Genomic DNA, 23,622 nt, shown 5'->3' on the forward strand with positions numbered 1-23,622 from the left:
AAACGCCGTAGCGCCGATGGTAGTGTGGGGTCTCCCCATGCGAGAGTAGGACACTGCCAGGCATCAAATCAAGCCGAAACCCCATGCCAAAAGCGTGGGGTTTCGGCTATGTGGGAAATATAAAAAACGATAGAAATAGTTTTTTGCGTGTAAAAAGCCAAATAAAAGAGAAGGCTACCCTGACGGGTGACCTTTTTTGTTTTATGGCTGTGATAGGTTCATTTGAAGCCAGCTACAAATGAAATCTGCAATCTGTTCGGGTTGATTAATATCTAATTGTTTCACAGTGGTATCTATCAGTTCATCGCTTGCTAAAGCAATAACATATTTATCAATCAAATCTGTGTAAGGCTTTCCGACTGCTTCTCTATAGAGGGCAATTTTATTGATTGGCTCATGTTTAAAACCTTCAACCAATATTAGATCGATAGTTGAAGCATCCAACCTGCTGGCAAGATAGTGCAGATCCAAAGGTTTTTGCTCTGGAGTTTCTGTCATTAACGCCCAACGGCAATCACTGGCAACCAGAGTCTGATGTGCCCCCGCCTTACGCAGCTCATAACTATCTTTACCTGGCGTATCAATTTCCATATTGTGATGTGTATGTTTGATCAGGCCAACCCGGATTTGTCGTTGTTGCAATAAAGGAATTAGGCTTTTGAGTAATGTTGTTTTTCCTGTACCACTGTATGCTGCAATCCCTAACAGTGGTGGTGTTTTGCGGCTCATAATTCCCCTCTTTTACTCTGTTCCCATAAGTCACAGTCTGCGGGAGTATTTAGGTTGCTGAATTGATCTCTTTGCCCACGGAATATTATGGGCCGAGCATTAACACTATCCATAAATATCATTAGCTTGCGATCGCCTTTTGCCAAATACTCCGCAAGCAGTGATTTCAGGCTAACATGCATTAGCACTAATGTCGGGTGTGCTCGCTCGCCATCGTGAACATAAGCCGCCAGTGATTGCTGCTTTTCTTGCCAAAGTTGAGACACTAAATTGCCTGGAAGCGCAGGAACGTCGCAAGGAGCAAACACAACCCATTCCGTGGCTGAATAGCTCAGCCCTGTATGCATACCCGCTAATGGCCCGACAAAGCCGGTAATGATATCGCTAACGACAGGTATCCCACTTGCTTGATACAACTCTTGATTACGATTAGCATTAATAAGGAGATCGTTAACCTGAGGTTTTAATCTATCGATGACATATTGAAACAACGGCTTATCGTGAAGAAGAGTCAGCCCCTTGTCATTGCCTCCCATTCGGGAAGAACGACCTCCCGCAAGAATAACGCCTGTAATATTGGGCTGCATTTCTATCACTCCGTTGCATTCAATTGACAGACGAATTGTATCTTTAAATAGCAGGATTGGTCAGGATTTACTTTTATTGACAATAGGCTCTCTTTCCCTGTGTGAATATCCCTGCTACTTTGTCAGCATATTTTTAAATAGGATAAATTTGCTATGAAATGCCATCGTGTTAATGAACTGATAGAGCTTTTACATCCAGCCTGGCAACAAGAACCCGATTTAAATCTGGTGCAGTTTTTACAAAAACTGTCAGATGAAGCTGGTTTTGAAGGTGAATTCTCAGATCTCACGGACGATATTCTTATTTATCATCTGAAAATGCGCGGTTCAGCATCGACAGAAGTGATTCCTGGTCTGAAAAAAGATTACGAAGAAGACTTTAAAACCGCCATATTGCGTGCCCGTGGCATCATTAAAGATTAGTCATACTCCTTGTCTGCTTAGATGGGGCTTTGATGATACTATTTCTTATTCTCAGCGAGCCGCTGTCACTTATATAGACTGAATGTTGTTATGAACAGCTCTGCTTTTAATTTTCAGACATTGTCTCCTGACTTGATTATGGATGCCCTCGAAGGTGTGGGGTTGCGGGTAGATTCTGGGTTAACTGCGCTCAATAGTTATGAAAACCGCGTTTATCAGTTTATGGAAGAAGATCGTAAACGATATGTGGTTAAATTCTACCGCCCTGAGCGCTGGAGCAGCGAGCAAATCCTGGAAGAACATCAGTTCTCGCTTGATTTGGCAGCGTCTGAAATCCCGGTGATAGCCCCATTGCAGCTTGATGGGCGCACTTTGCATACTCATGGTGGTTTTTTCTTTACAGTTTTTCCGAGCGTTGGCGGGCGTCAGTATGAAATCGATAACCTTGATCAATTAGAGTGGGTTGGGCGTTATCTAGGCCGAATTCACCAGGTGGGCAGTGATGCTTTGTTTATCGCTCGCTCAACGATAGGGATTGAGGAGTATCTGACAGAACCACGCCAATTACTGGCCAGCAGCGAATTGGTGCCAGCAAAACAGCGAGACAAATTTCTGGCAGCAACTGATCTGCTGATTAGCACCATCAAGCAGTATTGGCATACAGATTGGCAACCATTGCGGTTACATGGTGACTGCCACCCAGGCAATATTTTGTGGCGCGATGGGCCGATGTTTGTCGATTTGGATGATGCTCGAAATGGCCCGGCGGTTCAGGATCTTTGGATGTTGTTACACGGCGAGCGCCGTGAGCAATTGATCCAGTTAGATATCTTGTTAGAAGCTTATGGCGAGTTTGCTGATTTTGATCAGCGGGAACTTGCACTCATTGAACCTTTACGCGCGATGCGGATGGTTTATTACCTTGCATGGGTCGCCAGACGTTGGCAGGACCCGGCATTTCCTAAAAGTTTTCCGTGGATGGCTGAGTCTGATTTTTGGTTACAGCAGACTGCATCATTTACAGAACAGGTTAAGCTGTTGCAGGCACCCCCTTTGCAGCTGATGCCAATGTACTAAAGCTAAGATAATGGAGATTCTTATAGTATGAAAAATGTATGGTTAGCACTCGTTGGCATGGTGATGGCATTCAGTGCATCGGCTGCGCAATTTACTGATGGCACTCAGTACCAAACGTTAAACAAACCGGTAACCGGTGAGCCTCAGGTTTTAGAGTTTTTCTCTTTCTATTGCCCTCACTGCTACCAGTTTGAAGAGGTTTACCATGTCCCTCAGGCAGTAAAAAAATCACTGCCAGAAGGGACTAAAATGACCCGTTACCATGTTGAGTTCCTTGGCCCATTGGGTAAGCAACTTTCTCAAGCATGGGCTGTTGCTATGGCGCTGGGTGTTGAAGATAAAATCACCCCGCTGATGTTTGAAGGTGTACAGAAAACACAAACTGTACAAACTCCTGATGATATCCGTAACGTCTTTATCAAAGCGGGTGTGAGTGGCGAAGACTATGATGCCGCATTAAACAGTTTTGTCGTTAAATCACTGGTTGTTCAGCAGCAAAAAGCCGCTGAAGATCTAGAATTACGTGGTGTGCCAGCCATGTTTGTTAATGGTAAATATATGATTAAAAACGATGGCATGGATACCAGCTCAATGGATACCTATGTTAAACAGTATGCAGATGTCGTTAAGTTCCTGCTGACTCAGAAATAATAGTATAAAAAGAGGGGCTGGATTTTATTAGCCCCTCTTTCAGTTATCTAATATCTGCACACTTCAAATCTGTTGCTATCCCACTATAAAAACATCGGATTATCTAATGTGATAACCACTCTACCGAGTGCCGATATTTATTAGTCTTAATGTTGCTTTTGATTGGTTTATCTATTCCAGTGATAGGTTATCGCCAATATTTAAGGTACAAAAAGATAAAAATAAGTTTGCGTGAAGGAATAAAAAATCTGTGCCAATAAATTTACGATAAGTAAAATTAACGGACCTTGTGATGGTAACTGAATAAGTAATATCCACAAATCAGATAACGAAATAATGACAATAGAATAAGAAACTAATAACCATAACTATATGATTATTAAGATATAAAATATTGCCCTATAAAAAAGAAGCCAAAAGATATAATCTGCTCATGTTTTTACTCACAAAGTTATCCACAAGCTGGATCTTTAAGATCACAATGTAAAAATGCTCTCTTTCGCACAACAATGGACGCTAATATTCGTCTCTTGCTGCGAGCTATGGCATTCTTAGCGTCAGACCTTGCTGAATAAAGATGAAGAAACTCTATGGCCCAGATTGCAGAAAACCCATTAATCCTCGTAGACGGTTCCTCTTACCTCTATCGTGCCTACCATGCTTTTCCGCCGCTAACCAACAGCAAAGGTGAGCCAACGGGCGCGATGTATGGCGTGTTGAACATGTTGCGCAGTCTGTTGTTGCAATACCGACCAAGCCATGTCGCCGTAGTTTTTGATGCCAAAGGTAAAACATTTCGTGACGAGCTTTTCGCGGAATATAAGTCCCATCGCCCACCTATGCCCGATGATTTGCGGGCTCAAATTGAGCCGCTTCACCAAATGGTTAAGGCTATGGGGCTGCCTTTATTGGTTGTTTCCGGTGTTGAGGCTGACGATGTTATTGGTACTTTGGCACAAGAGGCTGAAAAAGCAGGTCATGCCGTATTAATTAGTACCGGTGATAAAGATATGGCGCAATTAGTTACGCCAAATATCACTCTTATCAATACAATGAATAACGCTATTTTAGGGCCACAGGAAGTGTGCGAAAAATATGGCGTTCCCCCTGAACTGATTATTGATTTTCTCGCACTGATGGGCGACTCCTCCGATAATATTCCGGGAGTTCCTGGTGTTGGTGAGAAAACGGCACAGGCTTTATTGCAAGGTCTGGGTGGATTGGACTCACTATTTAGTAATTTGGATAAGATATCCACGCTGACATTCCGTGGTGCAAAAACGATGTCTGCCAAATTAGAGCAGAATAAAGATGTGGCCTATCTCTCTTATAAATTAGCCACGATTAAAACGGATGTTGAACTGGATATAACTTGTGATGAGTTGAACGTCTCAGCGCCGGATGATGAGCAATTACATCAATTATTCAGTCGTTATGAATTTAAGCGCTGGCTCGCGGATGTAGAGGCTGGCAAATGGCTGGATGGTAAAAAAGATAGGCCAACAGCGCAGGCGAGCAATAAAGCTTTTTCAGCACCAGAACCTGCACCTGTGGCAGAAGTGACCGCCGTGCTCTCACAAGAAAATTATCAGACTATCTTGGATGAAAAATCTTTAAGCGATTGGATTGAGCGGCTTAAAAAGGCAGAGGTTTTTGCTTTTGATACTGAAACTGACGGCCTTGATACCCTCAGCAGTAATTTAATTGGCCTCTCTTTTGCCGTGGCACCGGGTGAAGCCGCTTATTTGCCATTAGCGCATGATTATTTGGATGCCCCAGTTCAGCTTGATAGGGATTGGGTTCTGGCCCAGCTTAAACCCTTGCTGGAAGATGATAAAGCCCTGAAAGTCGGGCAGAATCTTAAGTTTGATCAAAGCATGTTGGCACGTTATGGCATTGATTTGCGTGGTATTGCTTTTGATACCATGTTGGAATCTTATGTTTTAGACAGTGTTGCCGGCAGACATGATATGGATAGCCTGGCGGAGCGCTATCTCAACCATAAGACCATTACTTTCGAAGAGATCGCTGGTAAAGGTAAAAATCAACTCACCTTCAACCAAATTGCATTAGAGCAAGCTGGGCCTTATGCGGCAGAAGATGCAGACGTTACCCTACAGTTGCACTTGGTGCTGTGGCCGAAGTTACAGCAAAGTGAAGGACTCAAACGGGTATTCCAAGAAATTGAGATGCCGTTACTGCCAATTTTGTCCCGTATCGAGCGGACTGGCGTATTGATTGACCAGAATATATTGGCGGCGCATTCCAAAGAACTGACTATTCGTCTTGATGAGCTGGAAAAACAAGCGCACGAATTGGCTGAAGAGCCTTTTAATCTGGCCTCGCCAAAGCAGTTACAGGTTATTTTGTATGAAAAACAAAAACTGCCTATTTTGAAGAAAACCCCTGGCGGCGCGGCTTCAACTAACGAAGAGGTGCTGGCCGAGTTGGCGCTGGATTACCCTCTGCCGAAGGTTATTCTTGAGTATCGGGGCTTAGCGAAGCTGAAAAGTACCTATACCGATAAACTGCCGTTGATGATTAACCCGGTTTCCGGGCGAGTCCATACTTCTTATCATCAGGCTGTTACTGCCACCGGGCGTTTATCTTCCCGTGATCCTAACTTGCAAAACATTCCGGTGCGAAATGAAGAGGGGCGTCGTATACGTCAGGCTTTTATTGCGCCAGAAGGCTACCGCATCATGGCGGCTGACTACTCCCAAATTGAGCTGCGTATCATGGCTCATTTGTCGCAGGATAAAGGGTTGTTGGCGGCATTTGCTGCTGGCAAGGATATTCACCGCGCAACAGCGGCTGAAGTGTTCGGTTTACCTCTTGAAAAGGTTACTAATGAACAGCGCCGCAGTGCGAAAGCTATCAACTTTGGTTTGATTTATGGCATGAGTGCATTTGGTTTGGCGCGGCAGCTGAATATTCCTCGTGGGGAAGCTCAGCGCTATATGGATCTCTATTTTGAGCGCTATCCGGGCGTGTTGGAATATATGGAGCGCACCCGCAAGCAAGCTGCTGAACAAGGTTATGTCACGACTCTGGATGGCCGCCGTCTCTATCTGCCAGATATTCACTCACGTAATGCAACTCGTCGCAAAGCTGCTGAACGTGAAGCGATCAATGCGCCGATGCAAGGAACCGCTGCTGATATTATTAAGCGTGCAATGATTGCAGTGGATGCCTGGTTACAGCAAGAAGCTGAGCCTTTGGTGCGGGTCATCATGCAAGTACACGATGAATTAGTATTTGAAGTGCATGAGAGTGTGCTGGAAAGCGCTGAACAGCAGATCCGCGAACTGATGGAACAGAGTATGCAACTGGCTGTGCCATTAAAAGTTGATGTCGGTGTGGGTTATAACTGGGATCAAGCTCATTAGTTGTATGGGTAAGTGATGATAAATAAAGCACTTTATGTAATTAAGCTACATTTAGGGGCGATAATACGGGGATGATGCGCGCTGAATCGTGACAATTTGTGTAACTATACAACAAAAAATTCTTTTGCCCTGCGAAAAAATGATGTAGAGTTACAGATGTAGGGTACAGAGGTAAGATGTTCTATCTTTCAGACCTTTTACTTCACGTAATCGGATTTGGCTGTATATTAGCCGCCCCAGTCATTTATTGACTGGGGCGTTTTTTATTGGGTCTTTGTCAGAAAATAGGCCAGAAAATGGGCGAACCATTGGCTGATAGGGCGGCGTCGTTGGGGGGATTCATCACAAAAAACTGGAGCGAAGGTTCTGGTGCAGCGTGATATGACTGCCACTCTTGAAGTAGCAGCCCTTGCGGGCTGCACATGGCAACAGGTTATTCGCCTTCGTCGTCATACTCGTCAATCATGACTTCTGGCGGGATTTCGCTGAACCAGGTATCCAGCTTTTCACGCAATTTATCGACACCAATCTTTTTCAATGATGAGAAAGCTTCAACCTGAATATCACCCATAAATGGAATGATAGCTTCCCGCACCATGTTCAGTTGGGCTTTGCGAGCGCCAGATGCCAGCTTATCTGCTTTGGTCAGTAACAGCAGAACTGGAGTTCCGACAGCGACTGCCCATGTGATCATCTGCTGATCTAAATCTTTCAGCGGATGACGAATATCCATTAACACAACCAATCCTTTCAGGCAGTTACGTTTCTGTAAATACTCTCCTAATGCGCGCTGCCACTTGAGTTTCATCTCTTCCGGGACTTCGGCATAGCCATAACCCGGCAAGTCGACCAAACGCACACCCTCAACCACTTCAAATAAGTTAATTAGCTGAGTACGGCCCGGTGTTTTACTGGTTCTGGCCAAACTTTTCTGACCAGTTAATGTATTGAGAGCACTCGATTTGCCCGCATTTGAGCGGCCAGCAAATGCCACTTCAATACCTTCATCCCGTGGCAGATGGCGAATATCCGGAGCACTGATGACGAAGTGAGTCATGTGATAGTTAAAATTTCTGATAGTCAAAATTTGTCGTCTCCGTGAGAGATAGCTTACATGCAGCGATTATAACTGTATCGGGCCGAAAAAAGGGGGTTTATCTTTTATACCCGCCTTCCTGCAATTTGAATTATTGAGGGTATATCCCTTTTGTATGCTATTTCGCAGGAGTCAGAATCTGTTTTTTTCCGTTAAATTACAGTTTTTGTGAGTTAGCGGTCATTGTCGGAAAAACTAATCGCTTATCATTGAATGATTGTTAAGAAAAACTTTATTAAAAATAGTCTACACTTATCAGCGGTTAGTTTGTTTTTATGATTATTTTTTTGAATTAAAACAAATAACTATTTTTTATAAATCATGATTTTTAACAGTGCAGGACGCGCTGGCAAGGAGCGTAATCACTTAGGAAGAGTGGCATATGCTTAAGGAATGTAATGGATATACTGAGAGCCAGGGATGATATAGGGAGCTTATATAAAAGGATGTTTATGGACACAGGCTGGAGTGCTGGGTGAGTCGCCTTCAGGGTTGGGGGGATGGCAAGGATGGCGAATTGCAGTAGGGAGAAACCGGGACGTTATATCAGTGCAGGGAATGCACAGTAAGGATATCCTTCCGCAGAAGGTGCGAAAAAAGGCGACAGGTTAATCTGCCGCCTTTTTTCTTTCTCTTCTTTCTGCTAGATTCCGGCCCAATCCTATACTCAATAAATTTCAAGATGCAGGAAAGCGGCAAATAAGAGCATCTGCAACTTGGAAGATGACGGGTATATACTCAATCCGATCCCATACTCATTTAAGAGCACAGGTTATGAAGCAACCAAATAAAGCACCACGCGCTGACCGTGCGGCCCCGAAAGGCACCGCAACGCCAAAGCGTCATAAAAAAACCCGTGTAGAGCTTGATATTGAAGCTCGCGAGCGCAAACGTCAGAAAAGACACAGTGGCAATCGCTCAGGTGCGAGAACCAATGTTGAGGGCAGCAATAAGGCGGGGTCAACTCAGGCTCAAGAGAAAGATCCACGTATTGGCAGCAAAGTGCCTGTACCTTTGGTGGTCGAGAGCAAGGCAAAAGCGAAGCCAACCACGAAGCCAGTGGCTAAAGTTGAAGCTAAGCCACGTCTGACGCCGGAAGAAGAGCTAACCAAGCTGGAAAACGATGAGCGTTTGGATGCATTGCTGGACAGACTCGATAACGACGAAGTATTGAGCAAAGAAGACCAGGCTTATGTTGATCTGACGTTAGACCGTATTGATGCCCTGATGGAACAATTAGGCATTGAACTGGGTGACGACGAAGATGACGAAGAGCGCGAAGAAAAGCCGGAAGACATCTTAAAATTACTGAAGAGCGGTAATCCAAAAGATACATTTTAATCCATGCAGTGGGTGATCCCGATAATAGCCCTACTACTTACATGTTATCTATTGTGGTTATTGGGTAAACTATGGCGGCTGTCGCAACGAAGAAAACAGTTGCGCAGCGCTTCTGCGGCCAGACAACGAAAACATCTGCCCCCTAGCCGGCCCGGTAAGCGAAAATATCGGAAGGAATGAACATGTCTGAAAACGCTATAGTTTGGGATCTGTCCCTGATTCAAAAATATAATTATTCGGGGCCGCGTTATACCTCTTACCCCACAGCCCTTGAGTTTAGTGAAGAGTACAATGAATCTGCTTTTCAGCAGGCGGTGAAACGTTATCCGCAGCGGCCTTTATCGCTATATGTGCATATCCCGTTTTGCCATAAGCTCTGCTACTTCTGTGGCTGCAATAAATTGGTGACGCGCCAGCAACATAAAGCGGATGAATACCTGGCCGTTTTGGAAAAAGAGATCCGCCAGCGGGCTACATTATTTGCCGGTCGTCAGGTCAGCCAGATGCACTGGGGCGGCGGCACGCCCACTTATCTGAATAAAACACAAATTACTCATTTGATGAATCTGTTGCGTGAAAACTTTGATTTTCTACCCGGCGCAGAGCAGTCAATTGAAGTTGATCCGCGTGAAATTGAGCTGGATGTGCTCGATCATCTGCGTGCTGAAGGGTTTAATCGCCTGAGCATGGGGGTGCAGGATTTCAATAAAGAGGTTCAACGGCTGGTTAACCGTGAGCAAGATGAAGATTTTATCTTTGCGCTGATTGCTCGTGCCAAGGCGCTGGGATTTAACTCGACCAATATTGATTTGATTTATGGTTTGCCAAAACAGACGCCAGAAAGTTTTGCTTTTACCCTCAAGCGGGTAGCAGAACTCAACCCAGATCGCTTGAGCGTATTCAATTACGCCCATTTGCCGAGCCTGTTTGCTGCACAGCGTAAAATTAAAGATGCGGATTTGCCAAGTGCCGAGCAGCGACTGGATATTTTGCAACATACCATCAGTTTCTTAACGGAATCTGGCTATCAGTTCATTGGCATGGATCATTTTGCCCGACCAGACGATGAGCTGGCGATTGCCCAGCGTGAAGGTAAATTACATCGTAATTTCCAGGGCTATACCACCCAAGGTGAGAGCGATTTACTTGGTTTGGGGGTTTCTGCCATCAGCATGTTAGGTGACAGTTACGCGCAAAATGAAAAAGATTTGAAGACTTATTATGCCGTCGTCGAACAGCGTGGCAATGCCTTATGGCGTGGTCTGACCATGACGGAAGATGATTGCTTGCGCCGCGACGTGATTAAGACACTGATTTGTAACTTCCAAATCAGCTATCAGCCGATTGAACAGCATTATGGTATTCGTTTCGCTGATTATTTTGCTGAAGATTTTGAGTTACTCGCCCCCTTTGAACAAGATGGGCTGGTGGAGCGGGATGATAAGAGTATCCGTGTAACTCCGCGCGGGCGTTTACTCATTCGCAATATTTGTATGTGTTTCGATATCTATTTACGTAAACAGGCGCGCAAGCAGCAGTTCTCCCGCGTGATCTAATAAAATCACCCTCAGTGATGAGGGTGATCGCTAAATAAATTTTATTCCATTCCCAATTCTTTCAACTTACGCGTTAACGTATTTCGGCCCCAGCCTAACAGACGTGCGGCTTCCTGTTTATGTCCTTGGGTGTGACGTAATGCGGTGGTTAACAGCGTGCGCTCCATTTCTGGCTGCGCTTCTGACAGCAAGTCCTGATGACCCGAACGCAATGCACGATCTGCCCATTGCGCCAGTAATGTCGACCAATTATCCGGCATCCGTTGGCCGGAAGTCTCTGGTGTACTGGTTTCAAACAGCTCAGAAGGCAAGTCCTGAACCAACACTTCTTGCCCGGCGGCCATCACGGTCAACCAACGGCAGGTATTTTCCAGTTGGCGCACGTTACCCGGCCAGGGTAGGCGAGTCAGTGCAACTTCTGTTTCAGGATGCAGGTTCTTGGCTTCGACCCCCAACTCTTTCGCGGCGACTTGTAAGAAGTAGCGCGCCAGACGAGGAATATCTTCACGGCGCTCACGCAGTGGCGGTAAATGCACTCGGATGACATTCAGACGATGGAACAAGTCTTCGCGGAATTTCCCTTCCTGAACCCGTAGCTCCAGATTCTGATGGGTTGCAGCAATGATGCGCACATCCACCTTGACCGGTGCATAACCGCCAACCCGATAGAACTGGCCGTCAGCCAACACGCGCAGCAGGCGGGTTTGCACATCCAACGGCATATCACCGATTTCATCTAAAAACAGTGTGCCGCCATCGGCTTGTTCAAAGCGGCCTTGGCGTACCTGATTGGCACCGGTAAATGCGCCTTTTTCATGGCCAAACAGCTCGGACTCAATTAAATCTTTTGGAATCGCGGCCATGTTCAGTGCGATGAACGGGGCTTTAGCGCGTGGGCTATGGCGATGCAGTGCATGGGCTACTAACTCTTTACCGGTACCCGATTCGCCGTTAATCAGCACGCTAATAGAGGAGCGCGACAAGCGGCCAATAATGCGAAAAACATCCTGCATCGCAGGGGCTTCGCCGATGATATCAGCCGTTGGGCCACTGGCAGGTTGAGTGCGGGCAGGTTGCTGCTGTTCCTGATAATGACTGATCGCCCGCTCAACCAGCGCGACTGCTTCATCTATATCAAAGGGTTTGGGCAGATAATCAAATGCCCCTTGTTGGTAGGCGCTAACGGCTGCATCTAAATCAGAATGTGCCGTCATTATGATGACCGGAAGCATTGGATGGCGCTGTTTAATTTGTTTCAGCAGTGCTAATCCATCCATGCCGGGCATACGAATATCGGATAACAACACATCCGGGGTTTGCGTGGCAAGCGCATCCAATACCTGATTGCCGGTATCGAATGTTGCACAGTTTAGGCCAGCTCCAGTCAGTGCGCGTTCAAGCACCCAGCGGATGGAGCTATCGTCATCGACGATCCAGACTATCCCTCGTTGCATAGAAACCTCACTGGCGAATAGGCAGGTAAACCGAGAATTCGGTATGTCCCGGCCAACTGTTAAATTCAATTTTACCCGAATGCTGGTCGATAAGACTGCGGGCAATTGACAAGCCAAGGCCTGTCCCTCCCTCACGGCCACTGACCATCGGATAGAACACGGTATCTTGTAATTGTGTTGGTACGCCCGGCCCATCATCTTCAATATCAATTCGCGCGGCCAAGCGGTAGCGCACGCCATGCAGTGTTATCTGAAATGCGGTGCGGGTACGAAGTGTTATCGTGCCGCCAGCTTCACCTAAAGCTTGTAATGCATTGCGGGTGATATTGAGCAGCACTTGTTCAATTTGATCGGGATCGTGTGCCAGCTCAGGCAAACTGGGGTCATAATCACGGATTAACGTCACGTTATCCGGTTTTTCCAGTGATACGAGTTGGCAAACCCGTTCAGCAACCTGATGGATGCTTTGCGTAACATGTTGACCAGGCCGCTGTGGGCCTAATAAGCGGTCAACCAAATTACGTAGGCGATCAGCTTGCTCAATGATGACTTTGGTATATTCCAGCAAAGCTGGATCGGGCAGGGCTTTTGACAATAATTGTGCCGCCCCTCGTAAACCACCTAATGGATTCTTGATTTCGTGCGCCAGCCCACGAACCAAATCACGTGCAGCGATTTGTTGTGCATGCTGTAGCTGTTCTTGGCTCAGCCGACGTTGATTATCCATCGGTGCCATTTCCAGCAATATGAAACCTTCCGGCAATGACTGTGCGGTGAGCGATAAAATATGCGCCCGACCATCAACCACCAATGTCACTTCGTTATCGGTAAAACCTTGCCCCGACTCCAGACTTTCCCTCATCAGCTCAATATTCAGAGAAAAGTAGCCTAATAACTCGGGGAGTGGTGTACCAAAAAGTTTACGAGAGCTTTGCGCCAAAAGTTGCTGGGCCGCGGGATTGGCATAATGAATAGCCAGAGAATCATCTAATAGCAGAATGCTATTAATGAGAGAATTGAGGATCTGCCCAGCATCGGGCAGCGTGCCTGTTGCCATTACGCAGACTCCTGCACATTTTTGGTGCATTAATCCTAGCGGTTCAGTCGCAACTGAGCCAGAGGAATGATGACGAAAACGAAAAGTGGAGAAAAAAGCCCATTATGAAATGGGCTAAAAGTTTCCACGGCAACAAAAAAACTAAAAATTAAACGCTGTAATACAATTCGAACTCAACTGGGTGCGGAGTCATACGAACGCGGTCCATCTCTTCTTTACGCAATTCGATGTAAGCATCGATAGCGTCGTCAGTGAACACGCCGCCACGGGTCAGGAACTCGCGGTCTTCGTTCAGTGCAGCCATTGCTTCGTCCAGTGAACCTGCAACTTTTGGAATTTCAGCTTCTTCTTCCGGTGGCAAGTCATACAGGTTTTTATCCATCGCATCACCAGGGTGAATTTTGTTGATGATGCCATCAAGGCCAGCCATCAATAGTGCGGCGAAGCACAGGTATGGGTTAGCTGCTGGATCCGGGAAGCGCGCTTCAATACGACGTGCTTTCGGGCTGGCAACCACAGGGATACGGATAGAAGCTGAACGGTTACGGGCTGAATATGCCAGCATTACTGGCGCTTCGTAGCCTGGGACCAAACGTTTGTAGGAGTTAGTCGTTGGGTTAGCCAAGGCGTTAATAGCTTTTGCGTGCTTGATGATACCGCCGATATAGAACAGCGCCATTTCAGACAGGCCAGCGTATTTGTCACCGGCGAACAAGTTAGTACCGTTCTTGGACAAGGACATATGGCAGTGCATACCTGAACCGTTATCACCAAACATAGGTTTTGGCATGAAAGTCGCAGTTTTACCGAATGCGTGTGCCACGTTGTGCACCACATATTTGTAAATCTGAATTTCGTCAGCTTTTTTGGTCATGGTATTGAAGCGAGTTGCCACTTCGTTCTGACCAGCTGTTGCAACTTCATGGTGGTGCGCTTCAACTACCAGGCCCATTTCTTCCATGGTCAAACACATGGTAGAACGCAGGTCCTGTGAAGAATCGACCGGAGGAACCGGGAAGTAACCGCCTTTGACTGCTGGACGGTGGCCTTTGTTGCCGCCTTCATATTTGGTGCTGGAGTTCCATGCGCCTTCGATATCATCGATAGAAACGTGAGAACCACGGATGGTGCTACCAAAACGAACGTCGTCGAACAGGAAGAATTCTGGCTCTGGCCCAAACAAAACGGTATCAGCGATGCCAGAAGATTTCAGGAATTCTTCTGCGCGTTTGGAGATAGAACGCGGATCGCGGTCATAACCTTGCAGGGTGCCTGGCTCAAGGATGTCACAACGGATAATCAGTGTGGAGTCTTCGAAGAACGGGTCCATAACAGCGGTGCTGGCGTCTGGCATCAGTACCATGTCGGATTCGTTAATGCCTTTCCAGCCACCAATCGAGGAGCCATCAAACATTTTGCCTTCTTCGAAGAAGTCAGCGTTGACCTGATGAGCTGGAATAGTGATGTGCTGTTCTTTCCCTTTGGTATCGGTGAAGCGCAAATCAACAAATTTCACTTCGTGCTCATTCAGCATCGTCAAAACATGTTCAGCGGACATACTTATATCTCCTGGATTTGTCATAGTCGTCGTCGTGGAACGATTACCGTGTTATCCCCTTCGAACTTGAAGTTGCAGGTGAGTGAGTGCAACTAACACCCCTGCAACACCAATTTCTTTGGGTATATGATGTTCAGTTATTCATGCTAAAATACATTGCGAAATCTATGCCAACTTTCCAAACCCCCCGTTTATGCCATATCATAGGGGTCTGCTGATATTCAGTATGCACCAGGATAGTTATATTGCACTATTTTGGTGCTTCATTTGCGCCGTTGGGCACTGTATTGGTGCAATAAGAGGCCGTGAGGCTATTTTTGCACCGTGAAAGGGATCACAAACACACCGCCGTTAGGTTGTTTATAAGAGAATTTTGTGATCTTGTTTAGTCCCTCGCCTAATACGTGTACAATAGCGCGCTATTTCTAAATGCCTGAGGCAAAAAAGCTGTGATCGAGAATCTGCGTAACATCGCCATTATTGCGCACGTTGACCATGGGAAAACTACCCTGGTTGATAAGTTGCTACAACAATCTGGTACGTTCGGTGAACGTGCTGAAGCAACTGAACGTGTAATGGACTCCAACGATTTGGAGAAAGAGCGTGGGATAACCATCCTCGCCAAAAATACTGCCATTAAGTGGAAAGACTACCGTATCAACATCGTGGATACCCCAGGACACGCCGATTTCGGCGGTGAAGTTGAACGCGTAATGTCTATGGTTGACTCTGTGCTGCTGGTCGTCGACGCAATGGATGGTCCGATGCCGCAGACACGTTTCGTGACCAAAAAAGCTTTTGCTAACGGTCTGAAACCAATCGTGGTAATCAATAAAGTTGACCGTCCGGGCGCACGCCCTGATTGGGTTGTAGATCAGGTATTTGACCTGTTTGTTAACCTGGACGCAACCGACGAACAACTGGACTTCCCTATCATTTATGCATCTGCATTGATGGGTATTGCTGGCGAAGACCACAATGATATGGCGGAAGACATGACCCCGCTGTATCAAGCCATCGTTGACCATGTGTCTCCGCCACAAGTTGAGCTTGAAGCACCGTTCCAGATGCAGATCTCTCAGCTGGATTACAACAACTATGTTGGTGTTATCGGCATCGGTCGTATCAAACGCGGTAAAGTTAAGCCAAACCAGCAAGTCACTATCATTGATAGCGAAGGCAAAACTCGTAATGCCAAAGTTGGTAAGGTTCTGACTCACATGGGTCTGGAGCGTATTGAAGCTACCGAGGCTGAAGCTGGCGATATCATTGCTATCACCGGTCTGGGCGAGTTGAACATCTCTGACACTATTTGTGATGTAAATGCTGTTGAAGCATTACCTGCATTGTCTGTTGATGAACCAACCGTAAGCATGTATTTCTGCGTTAACACCTCTCCGTTCTGTGGTAAAGAAGGCAAGTACGTGACTTCACGTCAGATCCTTGAGCGCCTGAACAAAGAGCTGATTCATAACGTGGCACTGCGTGTTGAAGAAACCGAAGATGCTGATGCATTCCGCGTATCTGGTCGTGGCGAACTGCACCTGTCAGTTCTGATCGAAAACATGCGTCGTGAAGGTTTCGAGCTGGCGGTTTCCCGTCCTAAAGTTATCAACCGTAAAATCGATGGCCGTATGCAAGAGCCATTCGAAAACGTGACGTTGGATATCGAAGAGCAGCACCAGGGCGCAGTAATGCAAGCCATGGGTGAGCGCAAAGGTGACGTGAAGGACATGGTTCCAGACGGCAAAGGCCGTATTCGTTTGGATTACCTGATCCCTGCACGTGGTCTGATCGGTTTCCGTACTGAATTTATGACCATGACCTCTGGTACTGGCCTGCTGTACTCCACATTCAGTCACTACGACGATGTGCGTCCAGGCGAGATCGGCCAGCGTCAAAACGGCGTACTGATCTCTAACGGTCAGGGCAAAGCTGTTGCATTCGCATTGTTCAAACTGCAAGACCGCGGCAAACTGTTCATCGGTCATGGTACAGAAGTGTATGAAGGCCAAATCATCGGTATTCACTCACGTTCTAACGACCTGACTGTTAACTGCCTGACCGGTAAGCAACTGACCAACATGCGTGCATCGGGTACTGACGAAGCAACCACTCTGGTTCCTTTCCTGAAGAAAACTCTGGAACAGGCTCTGGAATTCATCGATGACGATGAATTGGTTGAAGTTACCCCGCAATCGATCCGTATCCGTAAGCGTCACCTGACGGAAAATGATCGTAAGCGTGCAAGTCGTGGTCCTAAAGAAGATTAATTCTTCTTGGTTCTACTGATACTTAGGGCGCGAAAAGCGCCCTGAGTTCTATCCCCTTCGTCCTTGAAGCTGTACTGTGTTAGCTTCGTTCACTCACCCGAATCACTTATCAAATATTATTTTTCCTGACCGACCCCTCCTTTTTCCCCCTATCTCTGTTCAGTTTTCTTTTTTCCCGTTACAGTAAAACTCACCATCTAATTGGGAGAGCGCCATGCTGTATATCTTTGATCTAGGGAATGTGATTGTTGATATCGACTTCAAACGCGTATTGGGTGTTTGGAGTAAATTAAGCAGTGTTCCGTTGGCTACACTGAGTGAGCGTTTTACGATGGGAGAGGTCTTCCAGCAGCATGAGCGCGGTGAAATCAGCGATGAGGATTTTGCCCATCAGCTAAGTGACGAAATGGGGCTATCCTTGAGTTTCGAACAGTTTGCCGAAGGTTGGCAGGCGGTGTTTGTGGCCTTACGTCCCGAAGTCATCACAATCATGCAAAAGTTGCGGGCCGAAGGGCACCGAGTGGTGGTGCTATCTAATACTAACCGCCTGCATTGCAATTATTGGCCACAGCACTATCCTGAAGTTGCTGCCGCCGCTGATCATATGTATTTGTCCCAGGATTTGGGGATGCGTAAACCTGAAGCCAAAATCTATCAACATGTACTGAGTGCGGAGAACATTCCGGCAGAGCAAGCCGTGTTCTTTGATGATGTTGAGGCGAATATTGTTGCCGCCAGAGTCGAGGGTATTACTGGCATCCACGTCACCGACCGAAAGGTTATTCCAGCTTATTTTTCCTGATAAGTTCTTACTCCAGGCACTAATGGGTTAGCCTTAAGCATCACGCTGGCCCATAACCGAGCCTAAACACCGGTATTGAATGAGAGATAATCATGGCGAATTTTCTGCGTTTTCGCTTATCTGCATCTTTAAAACCCTACATTACGTTCGGGCGAATGCTTTACACCCGAATAGATAAAGATGGGTTAACCATGCTGGCTGGGCATCTGGCGTATGTATCATTACTTTCTCTCGTGCCATTGATTACTGTGATTTTTGCTCTGTTCGCGGCTTTTCCGATGTTTGCTGATATCAGCATAAAATTGAAAGCCTTCATATTCGCCAATTTTATGCCTGCTACTGGCGATATTATCCAAAACTATCTTGAGCAATTTGTTGCCAACTCAAATCGTATGACAGTAGTGGGTACCTGCGGTTTGATTGTGACCGCGTTGTTGCTAATTTATTCCGTCGACAGTGTGCTCAATATCATCTGGCGCAGTAAGGTTCACCGGTCACTGGTATTTTCATTTGCTGTTTATTGGATGGTACTGACATTAGGGCCGATTCTTGTTGGGGCCAGTATGGTGATCAGCTCGTATCTGCTGTCATTGCAATGGCTGGCAAATGCCCAGGTAGACAGCATGATTGATGAGACATTGCGGCTATTCCCATTACTGATTTCATGGGTTTCTTTTTGGTTATTGTACAGCGTGGTGCCAACCGTGAGAGTACCCGCGCGCGATGCCGTTATCGGCGCACTGGTTGCTGCATTATTTTTCGAGCTTGGTAAGAAAGGATTCACGATGTATATCACGCTGTTTCCGTCTTATCAGTTGATTTATGGGGTACTGGCTGTTATCCCCATTCTATTTCTTTGGGTTTATTGGAGCTGGTGCATTGTGTTGTTGGGGGCAGAAATTACGGTCACCTTGGGCGAGTATCGCGCGCAACGTCATCAGGCTATTACAGAGCAGAACCCGAGTCAAAGTCAGGAGATGTAAGGCATTATGATTGCATTGATTCAACGGGCGCTTAGCGCCAATGTCGTGGTTGATGGGGAAGTGGTGGGTGAGATTGGGCCTGGATTATTGATATTACTCGGTGTTGAACAAGAGGATACCGAGCAAAAAGCACAGCGCTTATGTGAAAAAGTTCTGGGCTATCGGATTTTTAGTGATGAGAACGACAAAATGAACCTGAATGTCCAGCAAGCGGGGGGCAGCGTGCTGGTGGTTTCACAATTTACACTGGTTGCTGATACCCAAAAGGGCATGAGACCCAGTTTTTCTCGTGGGGCAGCTCCCGCAGAAGCAGACAGGCTTTATCAGTATTTTGTTGCCCAGTGTCGCGAGCATGGTGTAAAAACGGAAACGGGATTATTTGCAGCGGATATGAAAGTTAGCCTGGTAAACGACGGCCCAGTGACATTTTGGTTGCAAGTTTAGAAACGGGATTTCGCCCAAGATTGAGGGTTACGACCTATACCCGTATCGGGATTTACTCAATTACTAATTGCTGCCTTCCTGCAACTCGAATTATTTAAGGTATAGATCTTATTGATAATTTTAAAGAGAGAATGCTCCTATGTATCACTTGCGTGTGCCGACAACAGAACAAGAACTTAAAGATTATTATCAATTCCGTTGGGAAATGTTACGCAAGCCGCTACATCAACCGATAGGTTCTGAAAAAGATGCTTATGACGCAATGGCCCATCACCAAATGGTAGTGGATGAGCAGGGTAAACCTGTCGCTATTGGCCGCTTATACATCAATGCCGATAATGAGGCTGCTATTCGCTTTCTGGCGGTAGATCCGTCAGTGAGATCAAAGGGGTTAGGGACGTTAGTTGCAATGACATTAGAGTCAGTTGCGCGCCAGGAAGGGGTAAAACGGGTTGTGTGTAGTGCCCGTGAAGATGCGGTCGATTTCTTCTCAAAGCTCGGTTTTATCAGCCAGGGGGAGATAACTGCCCCGCAGACCACGCCAGTTCGTCATTTCTTAATGATTAAGCCAGTTGTGACCATGGATGATATTTTGCACCGTCCTGATTGGTGTGGTCAGTTGCAGCAAGCCTGGTATGACCATATTCCACTCAGTGAAAAAATGGGTGTGCGCATTAGCCAATATACTGGGCAGCGTTTTGTCACAACCATGCCGGAAGCGGGTAATCAAAATCCTCACCATACCTTATTTGCTGGCAGTCTTTTCTCACTGGCAACCCTGACAGGCTGGGGCTTGATTTGGCTATTACTGCGCGAGCGCCATTTGGGGGGCACCATTATTCTTGCCGATGCCCATATTCGCTACAGCGCCCCTGTTACCGGGCGACCAAGGGCGGTTGCTGAGTTAAGTTCACTCAGTGGGGATCTGGATAGATTGGCTCGTGGTCGCCGGGCCAGAGTACAGTTGGATGTGAACTTATTCGGCGATGAAGATGCCGGTGCTGTATTCTCAGGGACTTACATGGTTCTGCCCGTCGAAGCAGGAAGTGATGGGGTTAACTAATTTCCATCATACCCGTTCATTAATAACTGATGAACGGGTAGTTCGGTGAGTCATATATTCTTTTTTTCAGCTAATATAAAAATGATGATATATGAGCTCCATATTCCATAAGATTTCAGGTTTATTTCTTAAATTATTTCTCAATATATTCTGCAGTAATTCGAGTAAATAATACACTAGACTACGTGATAAAATAGTTATTTAATCACTCAATACTCAGTGTTAATTTTAGAATATTAATGATTAATGTGTTGTTTAATATTAACAAGGAAACTTAATTATCAGATTATAAAATTGAATGATATTTGTAACCTTACAAATTAAGGAGAGTTAAAATGAATAATAAAGACTGGCATAGACAAGAAATATTAGCTGCTATACGTAAAAGAAAAGGCTCACTTTCAGCATTATCAAGAGATAACGGTCTATCCTCTGGAACGCTGGCTAACGCATTAACTCGCCCATGGCCAAAAGGTGAAATGATTATTGCAGAAGCGATCGGTATAACACCACAAGAAATATGGCCAAGTAGATTTATTGATTATCGTGGATGTAGCATTATTAGAAGAATAAGGAAAGCTTAAATAGTCAAATAGGGAGAGAAATATAATGGAAGAATCACTCTTTAATTCACTTAAAATGCTAATAAGATTCTGGGCGTGCAGTTCTGAACCTTGGGGAGTAAAAGATAGCCAATCGAGATATGTTTATGCAAATAAGAGATTACATAGATTATTGGCTTTACCGGATGAATATAGTATGGAAGGGCGAACTGATGGTGAACTTCCTACTCCTATAGCAGAATTCGAACTTGAATTTCAGGAACATGACCGTAAAGTTAAACTATTACAAGACCGTATAACCTCAGTTGAAATACATGAATGGGATGGGCGTTCATACTTTCAACCTTATTTTTTTGATAAATATCCACTTATAGATGCATACGGAGTGTCTCAAGGTATCATTTGCCATGGTCGAGCAGTGGAAGATATAATATTAACGCATCTAAATAAGATAAAATTACCAACATCGCTTATTTTAACTCCACCATCTGACTTATTTTCAAAAAGAGAATGGGAGGTGTTGTTTTATATTATACATTCATTTTTAAGTGTGGAAATTGCGAAAAAACTCCATTTATCATCAAGAGCAGTCGATAATGTTACGCAGAAAATATATAAGAAAACTGGTGTTTCCAGTAGGCAGCAGTTGGTGGATTATTGTCATGAAGAGAAAATCAATAATTATATTCCACAGAGTTTTTTTGAGTACTCAGGTTCCTTTCCATTAATGTAAGGATAATTTAAATATAACAGGAGAATGCCATGGACGAAACGCTAAAGAGCCAACTGGAAATAATGATAAGATTTTGGGATCGCAGTTCAGAGCCGTGGGAAGTAAAGGATAGTCAATCAAGATATATTTATGCAAATCCTAGATTTAGTAAACTTTTATCCTTACCTGCTAAGTATAATGTTGAAGGGCGATTAGATGGTGATTTACCCTCTCCAATATCAGAGTTTCAGGATGAATTTCAGCGGCAAGACAGGCAGGTAGAATTATTACAAGACTGTATCACCTCGGCTGAAGTACATTTAGTTGATGGGAAATCCTATTTAACCCCATTTTTCTGTGATAAATATCCACTAATAGATGAAAATGGTAACTCTCAAGGAGTTATTTGTCATGCCAGACCAGTTCACGATTTAATGTTAACTCGTTTAAATAAAATAAAAGTACCCACATCACTAATGTTCACTCCCCCTTCAGCGTTATTCACCAAAAGAGAGTGGGAAGTATTATTTTATACTTTGCATTCATTCTCAAGTAAAGATATCGCCAAAAAACTTCACTTATCACCGAGGTCGGTCAGCAATATTATTCAAAATATCTACAGAAAAGTTGGCGTTTCCAACAAGCGGCAGATAGTGGATTATTGTTATGAAAACAAGATCAATAATTATGTTCCTCAGAGTTTTTTTGAGTACTCAGGTTCCTTTCCATTAATGTAAGGATAATTTAAATGTAACAGGAGAATGCCATGGACGAAACTCTAAAGAGCCAACTGGAAATAATGATAAGATTTTGGGAACGCAGTTCAGAACCTTGGGGAGTAAGAGATAATCAGTCAAGATTTATTTATGCAAATCTCAGTTATCATAAATTACTCTCTTTACCTGATAAATTCAGTCTTGAAGGACGATTTGATGGAGAGGTTCCCTCACCAACTTCGGAGTTTCAAGATGCTTGGCAAGAACATGACCGAAAAGTGGAATTGTTACAAGACCGTGTTACCAATATTGAAATACATGCGTGGAATGGACGTAACTATTTTCAGCCTTATTTCAGTGAAAAATATCCATTAATCGATGAGAATGGCGTATCTCAGGGTGTTATTTTTCATGGTAAACCAGTGACTGAAATAATATTAACTCGTTTAAACAAAATAAAAGTACCCACGTCACTGGTATTCACTCCCCCCTCAGATTTATTCACCAAAAGAGAATGGGAAGTTTTATTTTATATTTTACACTCATTTTCAAGTAAAGATATCGCCAGAAGACTTCACTTATCACCGAGATCAATCAGCAATATCATTCAAAATATCTATAGGAAAACTGGTGTTTCCAGCAAGAAACAAATAGTGGATTATTGTTATGAAAACAAAATCAATAATTATGTTCCGCAGAGTTTTTTTGAGTGCTCAGGTTCTTTTCCATTAATGTAATAGATGATTTAAATTCAACAGGAGGATATCATGGACGAAACTCTAAAGAATAAATTAGAAATACAGATAAGGTTTTGGGAGCGCAGTTCAGAACCTTGGGTAGTAAGAGATAATCAGTCAAGATTTATTTATTCAAACCCTAGAAATCATAAGTTATTAGGTTTACCTGTTCAGTATAGTTTGGAAGGACGGTTAGATGGAGAGATGCCTACGCCAATGGCAGCATTTCAGGATACGTGGCAAGCGCATGACCGAAAGGTGGAATTATTACAAGACCGAGTAACAACAGTTGAAATACATGTATGGGATGGGAGCTCTCAGCTTCGGCCTTATTTATGTGATAAATTTCCATTAATAGATAAAAGCGGTGTATCTCAGGGAGTTGTTTGTCATGTTCGACCGGTTCAAAAT

At 45.0% G+C, this 23,622-nt stretch carries 22 protein-coding genes; 16 read left to right on the plus strand and 6 right to left on the minus strand.

From position 1 onward, the window contains the following. Positions 1–201: 201 nt before the first annotated feature. Positions 202–729 carry a molybdopterin-guanine dinucleotide biosynthesis protein MobB gene (gene mobB, locus HU019_RS17720; protein WP_174848411.1) on the minus strand — a complete coding sequence of 176 codons (528 nt, stop codon included), beginning with the start codon at positions 727–729 and terminating at the stop codon, positions 202–204. Next, positions 726–1,316, minus strand: coding sequence for a molybdenum cofactor guanylyltransferase MobA (gene mobA / locus HU019_RS17725; RefSeq protein WP_174848412.1), 591 nt, complete (start codon positions 1,314–1,316; stop codon positions 726–728). Before mobA ends, mobB begins: the two co-directional genes overlap by 4 nt. A gap of 153 nt (positions 1,317–1,469) precedes the next feature. Between mobA and HU019_RS17730 the strand changes: the two genes are divergently transcribed. The 4 genes from HU019_RS17730 to polA all read left to right on the plus strand — a co-directional run bounded on the left by HU019_RS17730 (position 1,470) and on the right by polA (position 6,856). Further along, positions 1,470–1,739 carry a YihD family protein gene (locus HU019_RS17730; RefSeq protein WP_174848413.1) on the plus strand — a complete coding sequence of 90 codons (270 nt, stop codon included), beginning with the start codon at positions 1,470–1,472 and terminating at the stop codon, positions 1,737–1,739. 90 nt (positions 1,740–1,829) lie between these two features. Further along, on the plus strand, positions 1,830–2,816 hold the full coding sequence (locus HU019_RS17735) for a serine/threonine protein kinase (RefSeq protein WP_174848414.1): 987 nt from the start codon (positions 1,830–1,832) through the stop codon (positions 2,814–2,816). A gap of 27 nt (positions 2,817–2,843) precedes the next feature. After that, positions 2,844–3,467: a thiol:disulfide interchange protein DsbA gene (dsbA, locus tag HU019_RS17740; RefSeq protein ID WP_174848415.1), complete on the plus strand. Its 624-nt coding sequence runs from the start codon at positions 2,844–2,846 to the stop codon at positions 3,465–3,467. 590 nt (positions 3,468–4,057) lie between these two features. Further along, a complete protein-coding gene (gene polA, locus HU019_RS17745; RefSeq protein WP_174848416.1) occupies positions 4,058–6,856 on the plus strand; it encodes a DNA polymerase I in 2,799 nt (932 codons plus the stop codon). Positions 6,857–7,289: 433 nt separating this feature from the next. Here the strand turns inward: polA and yihA are convergent, their stop codons facing one another. After that, positions 7,290–7,940, minus strand: coding sequence for a ribosome biogenesis GTP-binding protein YihA/YsxC (gene yihA / locus HU019_RS17750; protein ID WP_174848417.1), 651 nt, complete (start codon positions 7,938–7,940; stop codon positions 7,290–7,292). Between the two features lie 786 nt (positions 7,941–8,726). On the opposite strand from yihA, the gene yihI reads away from it, so the two are divergent. Both yihI and hemN read left to right on the plus strand, forming a co-directional pair. After that, positions 8,727–9,293: a Der GTPase-activating protein YihI gene (gene yihI, locus HU019_RS17755; protein WP_174848418.1), complete on the plus strand. Its 567-nt coding sequence runs from the start codon at positions 8,727–8,729 to the stop codon at positions 9,291–9,293. Positions 9,294–9,475: 182 nt separating this feature from the next. Then, entirely contained in the window at positions 9,476–10,849 is a 1,374-nt protein-coding gene (hemN, locus tag HU019_RS17760; RefSeq protein WP_174848419.1) for an oxygen-independent coproporphyrinogen III oxidase, read from the plus strand. Between the two features lie 41 nt (positions 10,850–10,890). Here the strand turns inward: hemN and glnG are convergent, their stop codons facing one another. The 3 genes from glnG to glnA all read right to left on the minus strand — a co-directional run bounded on the left by glnG (position 10,891) and on the right by glnA (position 14,918). Continuing rightward, positions 10,891–12,303 (minus strand): nitrogen regulation protein NR(I), encoded by a 1,413-nt coding sequence (gene glnG, locus HU019_RS17765; protein ID WP_174848420.1) that lies wholly within the window; start codon positions 12,301–12,303, stop codon positions 10,891–10,893. A 7-nt stretch (positions 12,304–12,310) separates the two neighbouring features. Beyond that, complete coding sequence (gene glnL / locus HU019_RS17770; protein ID WP_050076905.1) at positions 12,311–13,360, minus strand: nitrogen regulation protein NR(II); 1,050 nt, start codon at positions 13,358–13,360, stop codon at positions 12,311–12,313. 148 nt (positions 13,361–13,508) lie between these two features. Continuing rightward, on the minus strand, positions 13,509–14,918 hold the full coding sequence (gene glnA, locus HU019_RS17775) for a glutamate--ammonia ligase (RefSeq protein ID WP_050076906.1): 1,410 nt from the start codon (positions 14,916–14,918) through the stop codon (positions 13,509–13,511). A gap of 449 nt (positions 14,919–15,367) precedes the next feature. On the opposite strand from glnA, the gene typA reads away from it, so the two are divergent. The 10 genes from typA to HU019_RS17825 all read left to right on the plus strand — a co-directional run. Next, positions 15,368–17,191 (plus strand): ribosome-dependent GTPase TypA, encoded by a 1,824-nt coding sequence (gene typA / locus HU019_RS17780; RefSeq protein ID WP_174848421.1) that lies wholly within the window; start codon positions 15,368–15,370, stop codon positions 17,189–17,191. A 214-nt stretch (positions 17,192–17,405) separates the two neighbouring features. Further along, positions 17,406–17,993: a glucose-1-phosphatase gene (gene yihX, locus HU019_RS17785; RefSeq protein ID WP_174848422.1), complete on the plus strand. Its 588-nt coding sequence runs from the start codon at positions 17,406–17,408 to the stop codon at positions 17,991–17,993. Positions 17,994–18,085: 92 nt separating this feature from the next. Next, complete coding sequence (locus HU019_RS17790) at positions 18,086–18,976, plus strand: virulence factor BrkB family protein (protein ID WP_174848423.1); 891 nt, start codon at positions 18,086–18,088, stop codon at positions 18,974–18,976. A gap of 6 nt (positions 18,977–18,982) precedes the next feature. Continuing rightward, positions 18,983–19,420 carry a D-aminoacyl-tRNA deacylase gene (gene dtd / locus HU019_RS17795; protein WP_050076910.1) on the plus strand — a complete coding sequence of 146 codons (438 nt, stop codon included), beginning with the start codon at positions 18,983–18,985 and terminating at the stop codon, positions 19,418–19,420. Between the two features lie 139 nt (positions 19,421–19,559). Beyond that, positions 19,560–20,483, plus strand: coding sequence for a fatty acid biosynthesis protein FabY (fabY, locus tag HU019_RS17800; RefSeq protein WP_174848424.1), 924 nt, complete (start codon positions 19,560–19,562; stop codon positions 20,481–20,483). A 335-nt stretch (positions 20,484–20,818) separates the two neighbouring features. Continuing rightward, positions 20,819–21,067 (plus strand): helix-turn-helix domain-containing protein, encoded by a 249-nt coding sequence (locus HU019_RS17805; protein ID WP_174848425.1) that lies wholly within the window; start codon positions 20,819–20,821, stop codon positions 21,065–21,067. A gap of 25 nt (positions 21,068–21,092) precedes the next feature. After that, positions 21,093–21,779 carry a helix-turn-helix transcriptional regulator gene (locus tag HU019_RS17810; RefSeq protein WP_174848426.1) on the plus strand — a complete coding sequence of 229 codons (687 nt, stop codon included), beginning with the start codon at positions 21,093–21,095 and terminating at the stop codon, positions 21,777–21,779. Between the two features lie 29 nt (positions 21,780–21,808). Further along, complete coding sequence (locus HU019_RS17815) at positions 21,809–22,495, plus strand: helix-turn-helix transcriptional regulator (protein ID WP_174848427.1); 687 nt, start codon at positions 21,809–21,811, stop codon at positions 22,493–22,495. Between the two features lie 29 nt (positions 22,496–22,524). After that, on the plus strand, positions 22,525–23,211 hold the full coding sequence (locus HU019_RS17820) for a helix-turn-helix transcriptional regulator (RefSeq protein ID WP_174850506.1): 687 nt from the start codon (positions 22,525–22,527) through the stop codon (positions 23,209–23,211). Positions 23,212–23,241: 30 nt separating this feature from the next. Beyond that, positions 23,242–23,622, plus strand: a 381-nt coding sequence (locus HU019_RS17825) for a PAS domain-containing protein (RefSeq protein WP_174850507.1), incomplete at its 3' end; no start/stop codon positions are given.

The sequence above is a fragment of the Yersinia artesiana genome, assembly GCF_902726545.1.
Classification (GTDB): domain Bacteria; phylum Pseudomonadota; class Gammaproteobacteria; order Enterobacterales; family Enterobacteriaceae; genus Yersinia; species Yersinia artesiana.